Raw genomic sequence first — 18,648 nt, 5'->3', positions numbered from 1 at the left:
AAGGATGAACCGACCATGTCCAACCCGCGTTCGCCACGTCTTCGACTCGTCCCCGTGCTCTGCGCGGTCGGCCTGGCCTGCCTTGGCCAGCCCGGCGAGTCGGCGGCAGAGGAGGTCCGCGCCACCAGCAGCGCCGAGATCCAGCGCTTCGACATCCCGGCCGGCGAACTGGCCCAGGTACTGCTGAGCATAGTCCGCCAGAGTCGCACCCCGATCGCCTTCGACCAGCACCTGGTGGAGGGCCTGCCGGCACCGGCGATCCAGGGCTCCTACAGCGTCGAGCAGGCGCTGCAGCGGGCCTTGCAGGGCAGCGGCCTGGAATACATCCGCAGCGCCGCCGGCGTGCTCAGCCTGCAACGCGCCACGGCGCCGGATGCCGCGCTGCCGGCGGCGAAGCCCGCCGGGACCCTGGCCACGGTGGTGGTCACCGGCACCCGCAAGGCCGATGTCAAGGCCGGCGAGAGCCTGGCACCGATCGATGTGGTCAGCGCCGAGCAATTGCGCGACAGTGGCAGCGGCGACCTGCGCGACGCCCTGGTGCGCCTGCTGCCCTCGCTGTCGCGCCAGGCCCAGGCCTACAACGCTTCGGCGCTGACCAACGCGCAGTCGCTGCGCGGCCTGAGTCCCAACCACGTGCTGGTGCTGGTGAACGGCAAGCGCCGTCACGAGACCGCCAACATCAATGTCAGCGGCGGGCTGCAGAGCGGCTCCACCGGGGTCGACCTGGATACCATCCCGCTCGCCGCCATCGAGCGCATCGAGGTGCTGCGCGACGGCGCCTCGGCGCAGTACGGCTCGGACGCCATCGCCGGGGTGATCAATGTCATCCTCAAGTCGGCCGACCACGGCGGCCGGCTCGCCTACGACAACGGTCGCTACGGCGATGGCGACGGCCTGACCCAGAACGGCGGGGTGAATGGCGGCCTGCGTTTCGGCGAGAGCGGTTTCCTCAACCTCAGCGCGCAGTTCCGCGAACAGGCGCGGACCATCCGCGCCGGCATCGACCAGCGTACCGGGCACTACGGCAACCCGTCCATCGGCGACCCTTCGCTGCACCGCCAGGCGCTGGCCTACAACGCCGGCGTGGCGCTGGACGACAACGTCGAGCTGTACAGCTTCGCCACCTATACCCATCGCTCGGTGTCCTCGGCGCAGATCTACCAGTTGCCGTCCCTGGCGCCGCGACTCTATCCGAACGGCTTCACCCCGCGCATCACCAGCGACGAAGACGACTATTCGCTGACCCTCGGCGCCCGTGGCGGCGAGCTGTTCGGCGCCTGGGACTGGGACCTCAGTTCGACCTACGGTGCCGACCGCCCGGAGATCGGCATGGACCATTCGATCAACCTCGCCCTCTACGGCGAGACCGGCGATTCGCCGCGCTCCTTCGACCTGGCGCGCTACAAGGCCACCCAGTGGACCAACAATCTCGACCTGCGCCGCGACTTCGACCTCGCCTGGCTGCCGGCGCCGCTGAATTTCTCCTGGGGCCTGGAGCAGCGCCGCGAGCTCTACGAGGTCGAGGCCGGCGATCCCTGGTCCTACTACAACGGCGGTTCCAAGGCACTCCCCGGGCAGGCGCCGGCCACCGCCGGACAGTGGAGCCGCGACGTGCTCGGCGCCTATCTCGACCTGTCCATCGCCCTCGACGAGCGCTGGCAACTGGAGACGGCGGCGCGCTACGAGCACTACAGCGACTTCGGCAGCACCACCAACGGCAAGCTCGCCAGCCGCTACCGCTTCAGCCCCGAGGTATCGGCGCGGGCCAGTCTCAGCAGCGGCTTCCGCGCGCCGTCGCTGGCCCAGGAGAACTACACAAGCCTGGGCGTCTCGCCGACCATCGCCAGCGGCCTGCTGGCGGTCAACTCGCCGGCGGCCAGGCTGCTCGGCGCCGAAGACCTGGAGCCGGAAAAATCGATCAGCTACAACCTCGGCCTGGTGCTCGATCCCTTGCCGGACCTGAACCTGGCCATCGACGCCTATCGCATCGAGATCCGCGACCGCATCGTCGACGGTGCCACCTATTCCGGACAGCCGGCGATCGATGCGCTGCGCGCCGGCGGGATCAGCATCCCGGCCGGACTGACCCAGGTCAGCACCCACTACATGACCAACGGCGCCGACACCCGTACCCACGGCCTCGACCTCACCGCCAGCTACCTGACCCGGCTCGGCGAGTGGGGCCGGATCGACTGGCGCCTGGGCGCCAACGTCAATCGCACGAAGCTGGTCAGGAATCATCGCGGACGCAACGGCCAGCCGCTGCTCAACGACCAGCAGCAGGCCTGGATCACCAGCTCCACGCCGCGCAGCCAGGTCAGCCTGCAGGCCGACTGGAGCTACCGGCGCTGGGGCCTGACCCTGCGCGAAACGCGCTACAGCAAGACGGTTTCCAAACTGGACTACTACACCGGCGAGCATGCCTATTCGACCACGGTCTTCAACCGCTTCGAGAACTCGCCCAAGTACATCACCGACGTTGCCCTGCGCTATGCGGCGAGCCGCAACCTGACCCTGAGCGCCGGGGCCAACAATCTGTTCGACGTGAAGCCCGACAAGCTGCCGGCCGAGAGCGCCTACCTCGGCTTCAACCAGTACGACACCTATGCCTCGCAGATCAGCTTCAACGGCGCCTTCTACTACCTCGGCGCGGCCTACACCTTCTAAGGAGGACGAACCATGAGCATCGAACTGCGCGGCGGCGTGCGCGCCTCCGCAGTCATCGGCGACAGTGCCTTCGCCCGCCAGGCCGCGCGTTTCCTGCCGGACACCCGCAGTCGCGCGGTGAGCGCCTTCGACATCCAGCAGAAGGCCCGCCTGGAAGAGGCGGACGGCCTCGACGGCGCGCTGTTCACCGTTTCCGCTGCCTGGCCCGACCCCTGGCTGGTCGCCGGCTGGGCTTTGGCCGCGGCGCCGCGCCTGCGCGCCACCGTCGCGCACCGACCGGGGAGCGCCCAGCCGACCGTTGCCGCGCGCGCCCTGGCCACTCTCGACGGCCTGTCCAACGGGCGCGCCGGCGTACACCTGGTGATCGGCTCCAGCGACGCCGACGTGCGCCGCGACGGCGACTTCGCCGACAAGGACGAACGCTACCGGCGCGCCGTGGAGTACCTGGAGGTCTTCACCCGCGCCCTGGAAAGCCGCGAACCCTTCGACTACCACGGCGAGTTCTACCGGCTGGAGGACGCCGGCAGCGGCTTCCTGCCGATCCAGCGGCCGCGCCCGCCGCTATCCGTTGGCGGCTCCTCGGCGCAGGCACAACGCCTGGCGGTGCGCTTCGCCGACGTCTACGCCGGCCACTTCGCCAGCCCCACGCAGACCGCGGAGCTCAAGCGCAGGCTGAACGAGGAGGCGGCGGAGCAGGGACGGCGGCTGAAGTTCTGGAAGCACTTCCAGGTGATCCTCGGCGACAGTCCGGCGGCGGCCCTGGACATCGCCGAGCACTACCGCCAGGCCGCTTTCGAACTGCTTCTGGCACGGCCCCTCGACGAACTGGCGGCATCGCCGCAGGTCGCCCGCGACGGCGAGCGCGACCGGCTCGCCCGGCTGGAGCCGGAGGCCTTGCGCGAATGGGTGGCGAATACCGTGCAGCGCAGCTTCGCCGGGGTGCTGGTGGGCAGCGTCGGCGAGGTGGCGGAACAGATCCTGGCCTTTCATCGCGCCGGCATCGAGATCGTCCAGCTTGAGGCCACCACCGAGAACGCCGAGGACATCCGCTTGCGCCGCCAACTGATCGAGCGCCTGAGGCGCGACGCATGAGCGGCGTCGCCCGCGAGGCCATGGAGGACGTCGCGCCGGCGGCGCCTGGCGTCGGCGAGTTCGGCGTGGCCAGTTGTGGGGTGCTGCTGGCCTCGGTAGTGGGGGTGATCTTCGGCCCCACCGGGCTGGTGATCAGCAGCTTCTCGCTGTTCATCGAGCCGATCGCCGCCGACCTGGACTGGGACCGCGGCCAGTCGGCGCTGCCGGTGACCCTGCTGGGCCTGGCGGTAGCCCTGAGTAGCCCGCTGAAGGGCTGGCTGGTGGATCGCTGGGGCGCGCGCGCCCTGGTCCTGCCGCTGACCGCCGCGCTGGCCCTGTGCCTGGCCAGCCTGGCGCTGGCGCGCAGCGGCTGGCAGCTATACCTGCTGTTCGCGCTGCTCGGCCTGCTGACGCCGGGCAACATTCCCTATGCGCGGATTCTCGGCGGCTGGTTCGAGCGTCGTCGCGGCGCGGCCTACGGCATCCTCGGACTCGGCTTCGGCGTCGGCGGGCCGCTGGCGCTGTACCTGGGCAGCGCCTGCATCGACGCCTTCGGCTGGCGCGCCACCTTCCTCGTCTATGGCCTGCTCGAAGGCCTCCTGGCGCTGCCGCTGCTCTATGCGTTGTTCCGCGAGCGACCCGGCGACCTGCCGCAGGCGCGGCGCACGCCAGCCGACGCGCTGCCCGGAGCGACGCCAGGCCAGGCCTGGCGCTCGGCGGACTTCTGGCTGATCGTCGGCAACCTGATCCTCGGCGTGTTCGCCGTCACTGGCGTGATGGTGCATGGCGTGCCGCTGTTGCAGGAGCGCGGCCTGTCGCGGGAAGTCGCCACCGACGTGCTGGCGGCGCTGTGGGTCGGCATGATCGTTTCGCAACCGGCGCTGGGCTACCTGCTGGACCGCTACGACACCCCGCGCATCGCCTTGCCGTTCGCCCTGCTGGCGGCGCTCGGGCTGCTGCTCCTGCTCCTTGGCGGACCGCCGGCGCTGCTCTGGGGCGCGGTATTCCTGATCGGCCTGGGCGCCGGCGGCGAGACCGGCACCACCCAGTACTTCGTCAGCCGCTACTTCGGCCTGCGCCATTTCAGCGTGATCTATGGCTCGATCCAGCCCTTCACCTTCGCCATCGCCATCAGCCTGGGGTCCTGGCTGCTGGGTTACTTCTACGACCGCGCGGGCTCCTACGCGGGCTCGACGCTGGTCCTGCTCGGCGCGTTCGGCGTGGCGGCAGGGCTGCTGGTCATGCTCGGGCGCTATCGCTACGCCATCGACGGGGAGGCATGCAGCCATGGGCGAGACTGAACGGAGCAGGGCGGAGGTCGGCGTCTGGCTGCTGGCCGGACTGGCCTTCGTGGTCGGCACGGTGGAACTGGTGGTGGCCGGGGTGCTCGACGAACTGGCCGCCAGTTTCGCCGTCAGCCAGGGCCGGGCCGGGTTGCTGATGAGCCTGTACGCGCTGGTCTATGCGCTGCTCGGCCCGCTGCTGGTCTACCTCAGCGCCGGTATCGAGCGCCGCCGCCTGCTGGCCGGCGCGCTGCTGGTGTTCATCGGCGCCAACCTGGCCAGCGCCGCCGCGCCGAGCTTCGCCCTGTTGCTGGCGAGCCGGCTGCTGGTGGCGGCCAGCGCCTCGGTCATCGTGGTGGTGGCGATCACCCTGGCGGTGGCCATTGTCGCGCCGGAACGGCGCGGCCGGGCGATCGGTCTGGTGTTCGCCGGCATCGTCGCCTCGCTGGTGCTGGGCGTACCGCTGGGCACCCTGATCGGCGAGTTCTGGGGCTGGCGTAGCCTGTTCCTGCTGCTCGCCGGGGTCGCGTTGCTCGGCCTGCCGCTGCTCCTGCGCCTGCTGCCGGCCATCCCCGGCGCGCCCGGCATCGCCCCGGCGGAGCAACTGCGGGCGCTGGCCCGGGGCCGGGTGCCGTTCGCCCACCTGGCATCGCTGTTGCAGATGACCGGCCAGTTCACCGTCTACACCTACATCGTGCCGTTCCTGGTCGGCAGCATGGCCCTCGACAAACCGACCATCAGCCTGGTCCTGCTGGTCTACGGGGGCGGCGGCATCCTCGGCGCGCTGCTCGGCGGACGCGCCGCCGACCGCTGGCCGGGGCCGGCCACCTTCGTCGCCTTCCTGCTCCTGCACGCACTGGCCCTGGTCCTGCTGCCGTTCGCCACCGGCGGCCTGCCGCTGCTGCTGGGCGCGGTGGTGTTCTGGTGCGTGTTCAACATGGCGCCGGGGCCGGCGATCCAGAAATACCTGGTGGAACTCAGCCCGGACACCGCGGCGATCCAGATCAGCCTCAACACCAGCGCGATCCAGCTCGGCGTGGCCCTGGGCGCCTTCATCGGCGCGATCCTGGTGGACCAGGTGGCGGTGCGCGCGCTCCCCTGGTGGGGCGCCGCGCTGATCCTCGGCGCCGCCGCCTGCGGCTGGCTGTCCGCGCAGCGGCCGGCGGGCACGGCGGACTGCCGGGAGCGCCTCGATTGATTCCCTACCGCGCGCCACGGGAACAGCCCCGGGCGCCGTTCCTCAACCTCCAGGCTCACTACCGCTATCCGTGGCGTGGCCTGCCAGCAGCGAACGCTTACCATGGATAGCCAAGGCTCCATCAAGAACACCCTGATCGCCCAGTTGTTCCAGCAGAACTACGACTGGCTGTGCAAGAAGCTGTCCTACCAGACCGGCTGTAGCCACAGCGCCGAAGACCTCGCCGCCGAGGCCTTCCTGCAGGTCTGGATGCTCCCCGACCCGGCGTCGATCCGCTCGCCGCGGGCGTTCCTCGCGACCATCGCGCAACGCCTGATGTACGAGAGCTGGCGGCGCAAGGACCTGGAGCGCGCCTACCTGCAGATCCTCGCCGAGGCGCCGGAGGCGGTGCAGCCGTCGCCTCACGAGCAGTGGATGCTGATCGAGAGCCTGCAAGCCATCGACCGCCTGCTCGACGGCCTGTCCGGGCAGGCCAGGGCAGTGTTCCTGATGAGCCAGCTGGAAGGCCTGACCTACGTGCAGATCGGCGAACGCCTCGGATTGTCCCTGGGGCGCATCCACCAGTTGATGAAGGATGCCTTGCACTGCTGCTACCGGGGATTCCAGGAATGAGCGAGAAGCCGGAACGGCAACGCATCGTCGAGGAGGCCATCGAATGGATGGTGCGCCTGCAATCCGGCGACTTCAGCGCCGCCGAGGGCGATGCCCTGGAACGCTGGAAGGCGCTGTCGAGCGAGCATGCCGAGGTGTTCCGGCAACTGCTTGGCAGCCTCGCGCCGCTACAGGACTCGCCCTGGCGCGGCCAGCCGAGCGCTACCGTGCTGCGCGCCCTGGAGCAGCCGTCGAGCCGCCGGCGCTTCGTCGGCGGCGCCCTCGGGCTGTTCGTCCTGCTCGCCGGCGGCGCCGGCCTGGAGCGCTGGGTCCAGGCCGGCATGGGTCTGCCCGGCGAACTGGCGACCGGCACCGGCGAGCGCCGCGACTGGTTGCTGGCCGACGGCAGCCGCCTGCGCCTGAACGCGCGGAGCAAGGCGCGACCGCTGCTCGACGGCGCCCAGCGGCGCCTGGAGCTGCGGCGCGGCGCGATGCGCCTGGAAGTGAAGGAGGACCCGCGCGGCGCCTTCGCCCTCGACTGCGCCGCCGGACGGGTGGACTGCGCCAGCGGCAGCCTGCTGCTGGCCGAGGAGCGCGGGGCGATCCGCCTGGTGACCCTGCGCGGCAGCGCGCGGCTGACCACCGGCGAGGGACGCCAGCTGGCGGTGGCGGCACGACGTAGCCTGCTGTTCGATGCCGGCGGCCTGCTCGAACAGGGCCCGATGCAGGCCGGAGAGGATGCCTGGGCCAGCGGCTGGCTGGAGGTCCACGACCGCTCCCTGGCCTGGGTCGCGGAGGCCTTCCGGCCCTATCTGCCAGGCATCCTCCAGCTCGACGCGGAGATCGCCGGCAACCGCGTCAGCGGTCTGTTCCCGCTGGACGACATGCACACGTCCCTGGACATGCTCGGACGCAGCCTGCCGATCCGCGTGCTGCGCTACAGCGACTACTGGATCAGCCTGCGCCCCGCCTGACTCATTCGTCGAAGAACAGCAGGCAACGCAGTTCGATACTCTGCCGCGGCGGCGCATCGGCCGGGGTGCAGGGATCGTCGAAGGCGGTGTGCGCGCCGAGGCGGGCCTGCGCGTCCTCCCGCGAATCGTAGATCTTCAGCAGCAGCGCTTCCTCCGGCAGCAGGTGCGGGTAGTAGTACCAGCGGTGCTCCGGGTTGGGCTTGACCGAGTAGGTTTCGCCCACCTTGTCGCGGTACACCAGGTCACTGGCCACCAGGTCGTCGAACGCCAGGCTGCGGGCGTCCAGCAACGCCAGCGGCGCGCGCTGCGCCGGGTGGCCGAACGGACGCCACAGGTTGACGATCTGGAAGCGTCCGGCCAGGCGCCGTTCGGCGCGTTCCGCCGGCAGGTGGTCGCGGACCCGGCGCGGCGCCGAGCGCAGGGTCTGGTCGTTGTGCACGTAGCGCACCGGTTCGCGCAGGCCGCGTTCTTCGCGCCCGGCCTGGTCGACGCGCAGCGTGTGGTCGAAGATCACCGCCTCGGCGGCGCCGGTCAGGCGGCGGAGCAGGGCGATGCTTTCCGGGTAGTAGCGTTCACGAACCTGGGCTTCATCCTCGAAATCGCCCACCGCGCTCGCCTCGCGCACCAGTTGGAAACCCTCGCGCTCCAGGCTGGCCGGTTGCGCCAGCAGACGCGCATTGCGGATCGCCACCCGGGTCGGCTGCAACAGCGCGCTGCGCTGCGGCGTCCCGGCAGGGGCCGGATAGGTGTAGGCGACCGGCCGTTGGCCGTTGTCGCGGATATAGTTGACCTCGGCCTCGACCTGCTCCGGCGCGTGCGCCGGCCATGCGTGTTGCTGGCAACCCATGTGTCGTTCTCCCGTTGCCAGCGGAGATGCCTCCGCTGCCGCGCCGCCGGATGCCGCGCGTGAACGGCCAATCTAGCCGCTGGCAGGCGGCGGCGAAACGAACATCGAGCGCTGGCGTCCTGCCTTCGTGGAATAAGCCCGGAGCGGCTCAGGACATCGCGTCGAGTCGTCGCCGCTGGCGATACTGGCGCGGCGTCATGCCTTTCCAGCGCCTGAAGGCATGGATGAAGTTGGACACCTCGCCGTAGCCGAGGCGCTCGGCGATCTCCTCCAGGCGAATCGCGCCGGTGGCCAGCAGCTCTTCGGCGAGGGCCTGGCGCACCTCGTCGAGCAACAGGCGGTAGCTGCTGCCCTCGTCGTCCAGGCGGCGACGCAGGGTACGCACGGTGAGGTGCAGTTCCATGGCCAGGGTCTGCATGTCCGGCAAGTGGCCGGGCGTCCTCAGCAAGCGGTCGCGGATGCGTCCGGCCAGACCGCCGCGCACCTGGCGGCGAGCGAGCAGGGCGCGGCACTGCTCCTCGCAGGCGCGCGCCACCTCTGGATTGGCGCCGGGCAGCGGGAGGTCGAGGAAGCGCCGTTCGAAGACCACCCGGTTGTCCGCCTGGCCGAACGCCGGGCACAGGCCCAGCTCGCGCACGTAGGGCGCGGGATCGGCGGGCGGTGGGCGGCGGAAGCCGGCGCGGAGGATCGGCAGGCGCTGCCCGGTGAGGTCGCGCTGGATGCGCAGCACGCCACCGGCGTCGCGTTCGAGGAGGAAAATCCGCAGGTCCTCGGGAATGCCGGCGTCGTCGAGCACCAGGTGCGCTTCATCGTCGTGTACCTCCAGGCGAATGCCATGGAAGGCGAAGGTCAGGTCGAGGTAGCGCAGGCCCAGTTGCGCGGCGCTGAGGAAGGTCGGGCTGCTGAGCAGGGCGAAGCCCCAGATGCCGTAGGCGTTGAGGTGATAGCGCAGGCCTGCCGCCAGGCCCGGCGCGCAGGCGTCGCCCAGGTGCCGGACCAGGTTGCGCACTACGCTCAGTTCCTGGGCCGCGTCGATTTCCCCGGAGGGATCGCCGAGCAGGCGGATATCCAGGCCGCTACCTGCCAGGCACTGCTCCAGGCCGAGGCCGCGGTCGATGCCGAACTGGATCAGCAGGTGCGCGCTGATGGCGCTGCGGCGGGGAGACCAGGGCGGAGTGGGCATGGTGGCGTCCGAGGTTGACCGAAAATCACAACTTTATGTCCGGCCCGGCCATAACGCCAGTCGCCCCGGCGAACTAGGATGCTGCCATCCGCCGCTGGGCGGAATCGCGCCGGACGGCGTGGCAAGCAACAAACGGGAGCACAACAATGCACAACGAGTCCCGCCCTGAAGCCCCCTTGCGGGTGCTGGTGGTCGGCGCCGGCTTCGCCGGTCTCGGCCTGGCGATCCGCCTGCGACAGGCAGGCATCGACGATTATCTGGTCCTGGAAAAGGCCGCCGATGTCGGCGGTTGCTGGCGGGAAAACCGCTACCCGGGCGCCGCCTGCGACGTCCCCTCGCATCTCTATTCGTTTTCCTTCGAGCCGAAGGCCGACTGGTCGCGCAAGTTCGCCCCGCAGGCGGAAATCCTCGACTACCTGCGGCATTGCGCGGACAAGTACCGTCTGCGCGAGAAGATCCGTTTCCACTGCGAGGTGGAGGAGGCCCGTTTCGACGCCGGCAGCGGCGAATGGCAGGTGCGCTGCGCCGATGGCCAGACGCTGCGCGCACGGGCCCTGGTCTGCGCCACCGGCCAGTTGAGCCGGCCGCTGCTGCCGCGCCTGCCGGGCCTGGAGCGCTTCCAGGGTCCGGCGTTCCACTCGGCGAACTGGGACGCCGAGGTCGAGCTGGCCGGCAAGCGGGTCGCGGTGATCGGCACCGGAGCCAGCGCTATCCAGTTCGTCCCGCGGATCGCCCCGCAGGTGCAACGCCTGTCGCTGTTCCAGCGCAGCGCGCCTTACGTGATCGCCAAGCCGGACCGTACCTACGCCGACTGGGAACGCCGCCTGAAGGCGCGCTGGCCGTGGCTGCAACGCCTGGATCGGGGGCTCAAGTACCTGCACCATGAATCGCGGATGCTCGCCTTCGCGACCTTCCCGGCGCTGATGAAGGTGATGCGGCTGAGCTTCCATCGTCACCTGCACCGGCAGATCGCCGATCCGCAACTGCGCGCGCGGCTGGTTCCCGACTACCCGCTGGGTTGCAAGCGCATCCTGATCAGCAACGACTATTACCCGGCGCTGGCCAGGAGCAATGTCGAACTGGTCGACACGGGCATTCGCGAAGTCACCGAAGACGCCGTGGTCGGCCGTGACGGCCGCCGGCACGAGGTCGACGCGATCATCTTCGGTACCGGCTTCGCCGCCACCGAGTTCCTCGCCCCGATGCGCATCCTCGGCCTCGACGGACGCGACCTGCGGCAGGCCTGGGCGGATGGCGCGGAAGCCTACAAGGGCATCAGCGTCAGCGGCTTCCCCAACCTGTTCATCCTTTACGGGCCGAACACCAACCTCGGCCACAACTCCATCGTCTACATGCTGGAAAGCCAGTTCCCCTACGTGCTCGGCTGCCTGCGCCAGCTCCAGGAGCAGGGCTTGCGCTACCTCGACGTGAAGCCCGAGGTCCAGCGGCGCTTCAACCTGGAGGTGCAACAGGGGTTGCGCCATACCGTCTGGGAGCGTGGCTGCGACAGCTGGTACAAGACTGCCGCCGGCAAGAACACCAACAACTGGCCGGGCTACACCTTCGTCTATCGCTGGCGTACGCGCCGGCCGGAGCTTGCCGACTATGACCTGGCCCGCTGAAGCGCCCCTGATGTCGCCGCCGCAACGCCTGCGCGCCGGTCTCCTGCGCGGCTGCCTGCGCCTGTTGTTCCGCGGGCTGGTCCGTCCGCCCATGCCAGTGGCGCTGCAACGCGGCGTGTTGCGCGGGCTGAGCCTGGCGACGCTGGGCGCCGGCGGCGTCGTCCGCGAGCGCCGCAGCCTCGCCGGCGTGCCCTGCGAGTGGTTGCGGCCGCGCGGGGTGGAGGCGCGGCGCCGGGTGCTCTACCTGCACGGCGGCGCCTACCTGATCGGCTCGCCGGCGACCCACCGGGCGATCACCACGCACCTGGCCCGGCGTTGCGCCGCCGAGGTCTGCGCGGTGGACTACCGGCGCGCCCCGGAACATCCGTTCCCCGCAGCCCGCGACGACGCCCTGGCGGTCTACCTGGCATTGCTGGAGGCCGGCCATTCGCCGCGCCGGCTGCTGCTCGCCGGCGACTCCGCGGGCGGCCACCTGGCGCTGTCCCTGGCCCTGGAGCTGAAGGCGCGCGGCTTGCCGTTGCCGGCCGGGTTGCTGCTGTTCTCGCCCTGGACCGACCTCGGCTGCCAGCGCCTGCACACGCCGGCGGCCGGCGACCCGCTGCTGTCGCGGGCCTGGCTGGAAAGCGCGGTGCGCCTGCTGCTGCCGGCCGACGCGGAGCCAGGCTCGGCCGCCCTGTCGCCGCTGCATGCCGACCTGGCGGGGCTGCCGCCGCTGCTGGTACAGGTCGGCGAGGACGAACTGCTGCGCGACGACAGCCTGCGCCTGGCGCAACGGGCCGGTGAGCAGGGCGTCGCGGTGCGATTGCAGCGCTACGCCGATTGCTGGCACGTGTTCCAGGCTCATGCCGGCGTGTTGGCCAGCGCCGACCGGGCGTTGGACGAGGCGGCCGCGTTCGTCGTCGAATGCAGCGCGGAGGGCGACAGGTGCAGAACATCCTGATCACTGGTGCCGCTTCCGGAATCGGCGCCGCCAGCGCGCGTCTGTTCCACCGCCGGGGCTGGCGGGTCGGTTTGCTGGACATCGATGCCGAGGCGTTGCGCGGCTTGGCCGTGCAACTGCCGGGCGCCTGGCACCGCGCCGTGGACGTCAGCGAGCCCGACGCGGTCGGCGAGGCGCTTGCGCAGTTCTGTGCCGATGGCCGCCTGCGCCTGCTATTCAACTGCGCCGGCGTCCTGCGTTTCGGCCGCTTCGAAGAGGTCGCCCTGGAGGACCACGCGCGGTTGCTGGCGATCAACCTGCATGGCGTCCTCAACTGCTGTCACGCGGCCTTTCCGTTCCTGCGCGCGACGCCGCAGGCGCAGGTACTCAACATGGGCTCGGCATCGGGGCTGTATGGCGTACCGGAGATGGCCGTCTACTCGGCTTCGAAGTTCGCCGTGCGCGGGCTCACCGAGGCGCTGGAGCTGGAATGGCGCCGCCACGGTATTAGTGTGGCCGACCTGATGCCGCCGTTCGTCCGCACGCCGATGGTCGCCGGGCAGACCTACCGACCGCCGGTGTTGCGTCGCCTGGGGCTGAGACTGGACGCCGAGGATATCGCCGAGGCGGCCTGGCGGCAGGCGCACAGCCGGCGGGTACACCGGCCGGTGGGCGGGTTGTTCACGGCGCTGTACTGGGCTGGGCAGTTGTCTCCGCCGTGGGTGAACCGAGCGGTGATGGCGTGGTTGTCGCGGGGTTAGGCTCTGCGCAGGATGGATAGAACGGATTAAAGTTTGGGTGGGTTTCACGCTGGATGGTCTAGCTGCTTTTCGTGGCTGCCTCGACTTCTTGTTTCGCCGTCCCAGGCGAGTGAAATCCATGGTAGATCTCGGACCATAGGTATGCCTTAGCCAGGCGCCGGTGCTTATCGCTACCGTTGAGCCCAAGAGTCCTCCTCGGGTGGGACCGTTGCCTCCCGTATCAAGCACGCATCGTCAGCATCTCTTGGGGGCCTTCGCGTAGGAGCGCTGCCAGGACTGCGAAGCCGTCAGATAACGTATTCCCCCCTCCTGGGGAATTGCTGACGCTGATTCGAATGGCCTGGGGAAGCGTACCGCGGCCCGTACTAAAGGCCTCTGCGGTGGTGACAAGATGCTGCTGTCCGCGCATGCCTTGCTCTATTTCGATGGCGCGCCAGGGGGCTGGCACTTCTACCCAGAAATGCGGACAGCATAGATGGCTGCGATAGGTCAGGCCCTGCAGCAGGTCCACAACCAGCGCTTGGCGACGCGCGATTTCCCCTCTCTGGTATTCGAGCAGTGCGCTTGCAGTACCGTCCTCGACCCATCGGCTCGCAATCTCGAGAACCAGTGGTGTCGCCATCCAGCACGAATTGCGAAGCGCTGCTGCCATGCGACTTACCATGGATGCAGGAGCATGAACGTATCCAACCCGCAATCCTGCAGCGACCGCCTTGCTCATGCCACCGATGAGGATGCCCCGCTCAGGCAGCAGATGGCAGAGAGGGGTGGGGCGTTCGGCCATCAATACAGCATGGGTTTCGTCCTCGATGACGATCAAGCCGTGCTCGCGGCAGATCTTCGCGATTTCCTTCCGCCTGGCGCCTGACATCACTGCAGTGGTCGGGTTCTGGATGGTGGGTGTGCAGTACAGGGCGGTGATCCTGTTCGTGCGGCAGGCCTCTTCGAGGGCGTCGGGCAGTAGCCCCTCTTCATCCATTTCCAAGCCGAGCACCTTGATGCCCAAGAGTTGCGCGGCACTGATCAGCCCAGGATAGGAGAGCTGCTCCGTTACCAGGGTGTCGCCGGCGCGCAGCATGGCCATAAGCACGACGAGCAGACCGTGTTGGCTGCCATTGACGCACAGAATCTGCTGGTGCTCCGCTTGAAACTCACCGTGAGACAGCCATGTTGCTCCCGCTTGCCGGTGTCGGAGCAGTCCTGTGTCGGGTGTGTAGAGCATTAACTCCTGCAGGAGCTCAGGGGCCGCACTCAATTGCTGAAGGCTGCGGGAAAGCAGTTCGGTCTCATTGCCCGGAATATGCATATTCCGGCTCATGTCGTTGCACATCTCGGTGCTGTCTACGAAATTGCGAAAGCCCGCCTCCCGAGCACGTTCTCGACCGCGGTTGCGGACGAACGTACCGTCGCCGACCCGAGCCTCAACCAGCCCCATGCGCTCCAGCTCACCATAGGCCCGGCTCACCGTGCCCGCGGTCACACCGAGCTTGTCCGCGAGGATGCGATGTGGCGGCAGCTTGACTCCCTGCCGGAGAACCCCATTGCGAATAGATTCTTCGATGCCCTGGGCCAGCCGTTTGTACTTCAGGCCGGGCCCTTCTGGTAGGAAGAATCTGAAAATTGAATCGGTGTCAATATTTGCTTTGACCGGCATATTTTCTCCGAATTAACCTCAAATAAAGAGGTTTGATAAGCAATAAAGGGCATCAATCAAAGAATAACATGGGGGAAAGACGTGCAACTTATGTCAATTCAAGCTCTGACTATCAACAGGCGGCAGGTACGTGTGACCAGCCTGGTGACCGCTGTTCTATTTCTAGTGGTGTGTATCAGCTGGGGGACTACCTGGCTCGGCATCAAGATCGCCGTGGAGAGCGTGCCGCCGCTAACTGCCGCCGGATTGCGCTTTCTGATCGCATTTCCGCTTTTCCTGCTCTTTGCGCGGCTGCGCCACGAGACGATCTTTTTCCCGCGGCGACTCCTGGCCTTCTTCGTCTTCGTGACGCTCGGCTACTTCAGCGTGCCCTACTACCTGCTGAACTATGGCGAGCAATACGTCGCTTCAGGTCTTACCGCGCTGCTGTTCAGCAGCATGCCCGTGTTCATCCTGATCTTCTCCGCGATCTTCCTGCGCGAGCGCATCTACCTGTCGCAGATCCTTGGTATTGCGATTGGCTTCGGCAGCCTGTTCATGATCATCAGGTCTCAAGGGCTGCATCTGGACTACACGGAGTTGTTAGGCGTACTTGCCATCCTGCTCGCGGCGATCATGCACGCACTCAGCTACGTCATCACCAAAAGGCAAGGTGCTGACATCGGCGTGATCACCTTCAATACGCTGCCCATTGGCATCGCCGGCTTGGGGCTGTTCATGGCCGGACTCGTGATGGAACACCCGAACCTGTCTGCCGTCACAAGCCGATCTTGGGCTGCCCTGATCTATCTCGGTCTGGTGGCATCAGTCGGGGGATTCATCGTGTACTTCTTCCTGCTCAAGCGTTTGAGTCCCGTTGTGCTGTCGTTCGTCTTCATCATTTTCCCGGTGTTCGCCGTGATCATCGGCGCCTGGTACGAAGGGGTTGCCATCTCTCGCGAGTTGATTGGCTTCACCGTGCTCCTATTGGCTGGATTTGCCATCACCAAGCTTCCCATCGAGAAGCTGCTCGGCAGGAGGTGACATGAATACGAACGTGTTGACCGAGCATGCATTGAGCGTGATCTACAGACACGCCTGCAGGACCTATCCAAGGGAATGCTGCGGATTCGTTCTCGCCGATGCAAAAGTGAAAGAGGGTACGAACATCCAGGATGAACTGCACATGGCTGACCCCCGGAGGTACCCACGCACGGCCGCCAACGGGTACACGTTTTCCGTGACGGATACCGTATTCCTCAACAGCAGCTTCAAGACGTGCAGCCCGGTATCCGTCATCTACCACTCCCACCCGGACGTCGGTGCCTACTTCAGCCGGGAGGATATCGACAAGGCATTGTATGCCGGGGAGCCAATGCTGCCGGTCGACTACCTGGTTGTTGATGTGGCCGCCGGCAACGTTCGCGGCGCAAAACTGTTTGCCTGGCGCAACGGACGCTTTGAATGCACACGAGAGTTCGGGCCATCGAGCCAGGACGAGTAGACATCTGGCAAGGAGCTGAAAAGTGAAGACGGTAATTTTTCCGGAAGTACTGGTACGGGCCGCCCAACTGGAAGGCGGGCGCCTGGAGGGAGCGGGCTTGACGGTTGGCGAGCTGCTGGCAGGCCTTGCCAGGAAGCATCCTTCATTACTCGGGCACCTGTATTACGAAAACGGTCAATTGAAAGAACACTTCCTGCTGACCCACAAAGGTTCGCTAGTCAATCTGGATGGCGAGCTTTCCGATGGAGATGAAGTCGAAGTCATGCTCGCGACATCTGGCGGTTCTGGCGTTGAAGCGTTGAGCGACGAAGAAGTTCAACGCTACGTTCGCCACATCACGTTGCCAGGCGTTGGCAGGGAAGGCCAGCAGCGCCTGAAGCAGGCCAGGGTGCTGATAATCGGAACGGGCGGCCTGGGTTCGCCCGCTTGCCTTTATCTGGCCGCAGCAGGAGTGGGCACCATCGGGCTGGTTGACTTTGACGTGGTGGAGTCGAGCAATCTCCAGCGCCAGGTCGTCCATGGCTATAGCACGCTCGGTATGCCGAAGGTTGAGTCCGCCCAGCGCCGGATGCAGGACCTGAACCCCTACATTGAAGTCGTAACCCACCGTTACGCCATCGACGCGGACAATGCGCAGTCACTGATTCAGAGCTATGACCTGGTATTGGATGGCACCGACAACTTCGCCACACGTTACTTGGTCAACGCGGTTTGCGCCAAGCTCGGAAAACCACTCGTCTTTGGCGCGATCTATCGGTTCGAAGGTCAGGTCAGCGTCTTCAATCTGGAGGGAGGCCCCTGCTACCAATGTCTCTTCCCGAACAATCCCCCGCCTGAGATGGCTCCAAGCTGTAACGCAGGGGGAGTTATTGGTGTGCTGCCTGGAGTGATTGGCCTGCTGCAGGCAACCGAGGCGGTGAAGGCCCTCGTCGGCCTGGGCAAGTCCCTATCAGGCAGACTTCTTCGATTCGACGCGCTGCTCATGCACTTCAATGAAGTGAAGTTCAATCGGCGCGACGATTGTCCGGCCTGCGGCAAAACCGCTGCAGAGAATCCCCGCCACTGGAGGGAGGGATTGCTCTGCCAGGCAAGCGCGGCACCGTCGCAACGACTCGACGACGATCGCTATATCGATCCCGGCTGCCTGTTGCAGTTGATGAAATCCAACAGCGAAAACTATGCCCTTCTGGATGTACGCGACGCGGGCGAGCTCGAAGTGTGCCAGTTGCCGGGGATCGTCCACGTTCCCTTGAACGAACTCGCCAGCCATTTCGCCAATCTCGACTTCAGTAAGCGCTACATCCTCGTGTGCTACGCCGGCACTCGTGCCGAACGCGCGGCCATACAGCTCATGGGGGCAGGGTTCTCCAACGTCCAAGTGCTCGATGGCGGCATGAAGCGATGGGCGAAAGAGATAGAGCAGCACATGCCGATGTACTGAACCATAGGCAGGGAAAGCATGATCTACGATTCGCTACTCGATTTAATTGGCGGGACGCCGGTGATACGGCTGAGCAAATTGTCTGCTCGCCTGGGGGTGAGCGTATTCACCAAGCTGGAATCCTTCAATCCAGGAGGAAGTCATAAGGCGCGTATCGCGCTCTGGATGATTCTGGATGCCGAACGCAAAGGAATCCTGGTGCGCGGGAAAGGGCAGACCATTCTCGAGCCGAGCGGGGGAAATACGGGGATTGGACTGGCAATGGCGGGGAACATCCTGGGGTACCGCGTGACCCTGGTGGTTCCCGACAACTACAGCCCTGACAAGAGACAATTGCTCGAGCTGTATGGCGCTCACGTCGTGCTGTCGGATAGCAGAAAAGGGAACAACTCGCATGGCGAGCTGGCAATCCAGATACTGCTGGAACATCCGGAGTTCGTCATGCTCAACCAGCAGCGCAATCCAGCCAACCCGCAAGCCCATCGCGAAGCTACAGCCCTGGAAATCCTGAGGGACTTTGCAGGCCAGCCACCCCCGGACTTCTTCTTCGCTGGCATTGGAACTGGTGGACATATCACGGGTGTTGGAGAGGTGCTGAGGAACCACTGGCCGGATATGGCCATCTATGGCGTGCAGCCAGAGCAGTGCGACTTGCTCGACGATAGGCACGCACCGCATGAGATTCAGGGACTTTCCATTGGTATCGTGCCGGAAGTCTGCAACCTCGGCATTGTTACTGGCATGGTCGGGGTGTCGAAATCTGCCTGCTTGTCGATGATCCGGGAAGTCCTGCAAAACGACTCTGTGAGCATGGGGTTGTCCTCCGCAGCCAACCTGGTCGCGGTGCTGAACATGGCATCTGCCATGCCGTCAGGCGCTCGTGTACTGACGATGATCTACGATGGCGTCGAGTCATACATGGACGCTTTTCGATGAAGTTGTAGAGCAGAGCAC

The 18,648-nt window shown here is 66.7% G+C and carries 16 protein-coding genes; 13 read left to right on the top strand and 3 right to left on the bottom strand.

Annotated features, from left to right (window positions below):
* The first annotated feature begins 15 nt into the window (after positions 1–15).
* The 6 genes from ACI766_RS15280 (at position 16) to ACI766_RS15255 (ending at position 7,784) form a co-directional block, all read left to right on the top strand.
* Positions 16–2,667 (top strand): TonB-dependent receptor, encoded by a 2,652-nt coding sequence (locus tag ACI766_RS15280; protein ID WP_016561844.1) that lies wholly within the window; start codon positions 16–18, stop codon positions 2,665–2,667.
* 12 nt (positions 2,668–2,679) lie between these two features.
* The gene (locus ACI766_RS15275) at positions 2,680–3,759 is read left to right on the top strand and encodes an LLM class flavin-dependent oxidoreductase (protein WP_003120261.1); all 1,080 of its coding nucleotides are present in this window, start codon (positions 2,680–2,682) and stop codon (positions 3,757–3,759) included.
* A complete protein-coding gene (locus tag ACI766_RS15270; protein WP_023097675.1) occupies positions 3,756–5,039 on the top strand; it encodes an MFS transporter in 1,284 nt (427 codons plus the stop codon). Before ACI766_RS15275 ends, ACI766_RS15270 begins: the two co-directional genes overlap by 4 nt.
* A complete protein-coding gene (locus ACI766_RS15265; protein ID WP_023096773.1) occupies positions 5,026–6,219 on the top strand; it encodes an MFS transporter in 1,194 nt (397 codons plus the stop codon). The genes ACI766_RS15270 and ACI766_RS15265 overlap by 14 nt, the downstream gene beginning before the upstream one ends.
* A gap of 102 nt (positions 6,220–6,321) precedes the next feature.
* Positions 6,322–6,831, top strand: a complete 510-nt coding sequence (locus ACI766_RS15260; protein WP_003107976.1) for a sigma-70 family RNA polymerase sigma factor — start codon at positions 6,322–6,324, stop codon at positions 6,829–6,831.
* On the top strand, positions 6,828–7,784 hold the full coding sequence (locus ACI766_RS15255; RefSeq protein WP_003118512.1) for a FecR family protein: 957 nt from the start codon (positions 6,828–6,830) through the stop codon (positions 7,782–7,784). Before ACI766_RS15260 ends, ACI766_RS15255 begins: the two co-directional genes overlap by 4 nt.
* 1 nt (position 7,785) lies before the next feature.
* Here ACI766_RS15255 and ACI766_RS15250 read toward each other — a convergent pair whose 3' ends face one another.
* Together ACI766_RS15250 and ACI766_RS15245 are read right to left on the bottom strand one after the other, a co-directional pair.
* Positions 7,786–8,631 carry a CmcJ/NvfI family oxidoreductase gene (locus ACI766_RS15250; protein WP_003107935.1) on the bottom strand — a complete coding sequence of 282 codons (846 nt, stop codon included), beginning with the start codon at positions 8,629–8,631 and terminating at the stop codon, positions 7,786–7,788.
* Positions 8,632–8,779: 148 nt separating this feature from the next.
* A complete protein-coding gene (locus ACI766_RS15245) occupies positions 8,780–9,814 on the bottom strand; it encodes an AraC family transcriptional regulator (protein ID WP_003118509.1) in 1,035 nt (344 codons plus the stop codon).
* 146 nt (positions 9,815–9,960) lie between these two features.
* Here ACI766_RS15245 and ACI766_RS15240 point away from each other — a divergent pair, with 146 nt between their 5' ends.
* The 3 genes from ACI766_RS15240 to ACI766_RS15230 are packed head-to-tail and all read left to right on the top strand — an operon-like array spanning position 9,961 to position 13,116.
* Complete coding sequence (locus ACI766_RS15240; RefSeq protein ID WP_003107859.1) at positions 9,961–11,436, top strand: flavin-containing monooxygenase; 1,476 nt, start codon at positions 9,961–9,963, stop codon at positions 11,434–11,436.
* A 10-nt stretch (positions 11,437–11,446) separates the two neighbouring features.
* Positions 11,447–12,376, top strand: coding sequence for an alpha/beta hydrolase (locus ACI766_RS15235; RefSeq protein ID WP_079279572.1), 930 nt, complete (start codon positions 11,447–11,449; stop codon positions 12,374–12,376).
* Positions 12,361–13,116: an SDR family oxidoreductase gene (locus tag ACI766_RS15230; RefSeq protein WP_023122130.1), complete on the top strand. Its 756-nt coding sequence runs from the start codon at positions 12,361–12,363 to the stop codon at positions 13,114–13,116. Before ACI766_RS15235 ends, ACI766_RS15230 begins: the two co-directional genes overlap by 16 nt.
* A gap of 220 nt (positions 13,117–13,336) precedes the next feature.
* Here the strand turns inward: ACI766_RS15230 and mdrR2 are convergent, their stop codons facing one another.
* Positions 13,337–14,770, bottom strand: a complete 1,434-nt coding sequence (gene mdrR2 / locus ACI766_RS15225; RefSeq protein ID WP_003106149.1) for a transcriptional regulator MdrR2 — start codon at positions 14,768–14,770, stop codon at positions 13,337–13,339.
* Positions 14,771–14,902: 132 nt separating this feature from the next.
* Here mdrR2 and ACI766_RS15220 point away from each other — a divergent pair, with 132 nt between their 5' ends.
* Genes ACI766_RS15220 through ACI766_RS15205 form a run of 4 tightly spaced genes read left to right on the top strand, consistent with a single transcriptional unit; the run spans position 14,903 to position 18,630 of the window.
* Positions 14,903–15,793: a DMT family transporter gene (locus ACI766_RS15220; protein ID WP_412828457.1), complete on the top strand. Its 891-nt coding sequence runs from the start codon at positions 14,903–14,905 to the stop codon at positions 15,791–15,793.
* 1 nt (position 15,794) lies between these two features.
* Positions 15,795–16,253: a Mov34/MPN/PAD-1 family protein gene (locus ACI766_RS15215; RefSeq protein WP_003106151.1), complete on the top strand. Its 459-nt coding sequence runs from the start codon at positions 15,795–15,797 to the stop codon at positions 16,251–16,253.
* Between the two features lie 22 nt (positions 16,254–16,275).
* On the top strand, positions 16,276–17,694 hold the full coding sequence (gene moeB, locus ACI766_RS15210; protein ID WP_003106152.1) for a molybdopterin-synthase adenylyltransferase MoeB: 1,419 nt from the start codon (positions 16,276–16,278) through the stop codon (positions 17,692–17,694).
* An 18-nt stretch (positions 17,695–17,712) separates the two neighbouring features.
* Entirely contained in the window at positions 17,713–18,630 is a 918-nt protein-coding gene (locus ACI766_RS15205; protein ID WP_003106153.1) for a PLP-dependent cysteine synthase family protein, read from the top strand.
* Positions 18,631–18,648: the final 18 nt, after the last annotated feature.

This window comes from Pseudomonas sp. DL (assembly GCF_047199225.1).
In the GTDB taxonomy this organism is placed as follows: Bacteria; Pseudomonadota; Gammaproteobacteria; order Pseudomonadales; family Pseudomonadaceae; genus Pseudomonas; species Pseudomonas aeruginosa.
This window is presented reverse-complemented; position numbering and strand designations above follow the sequence as displayed.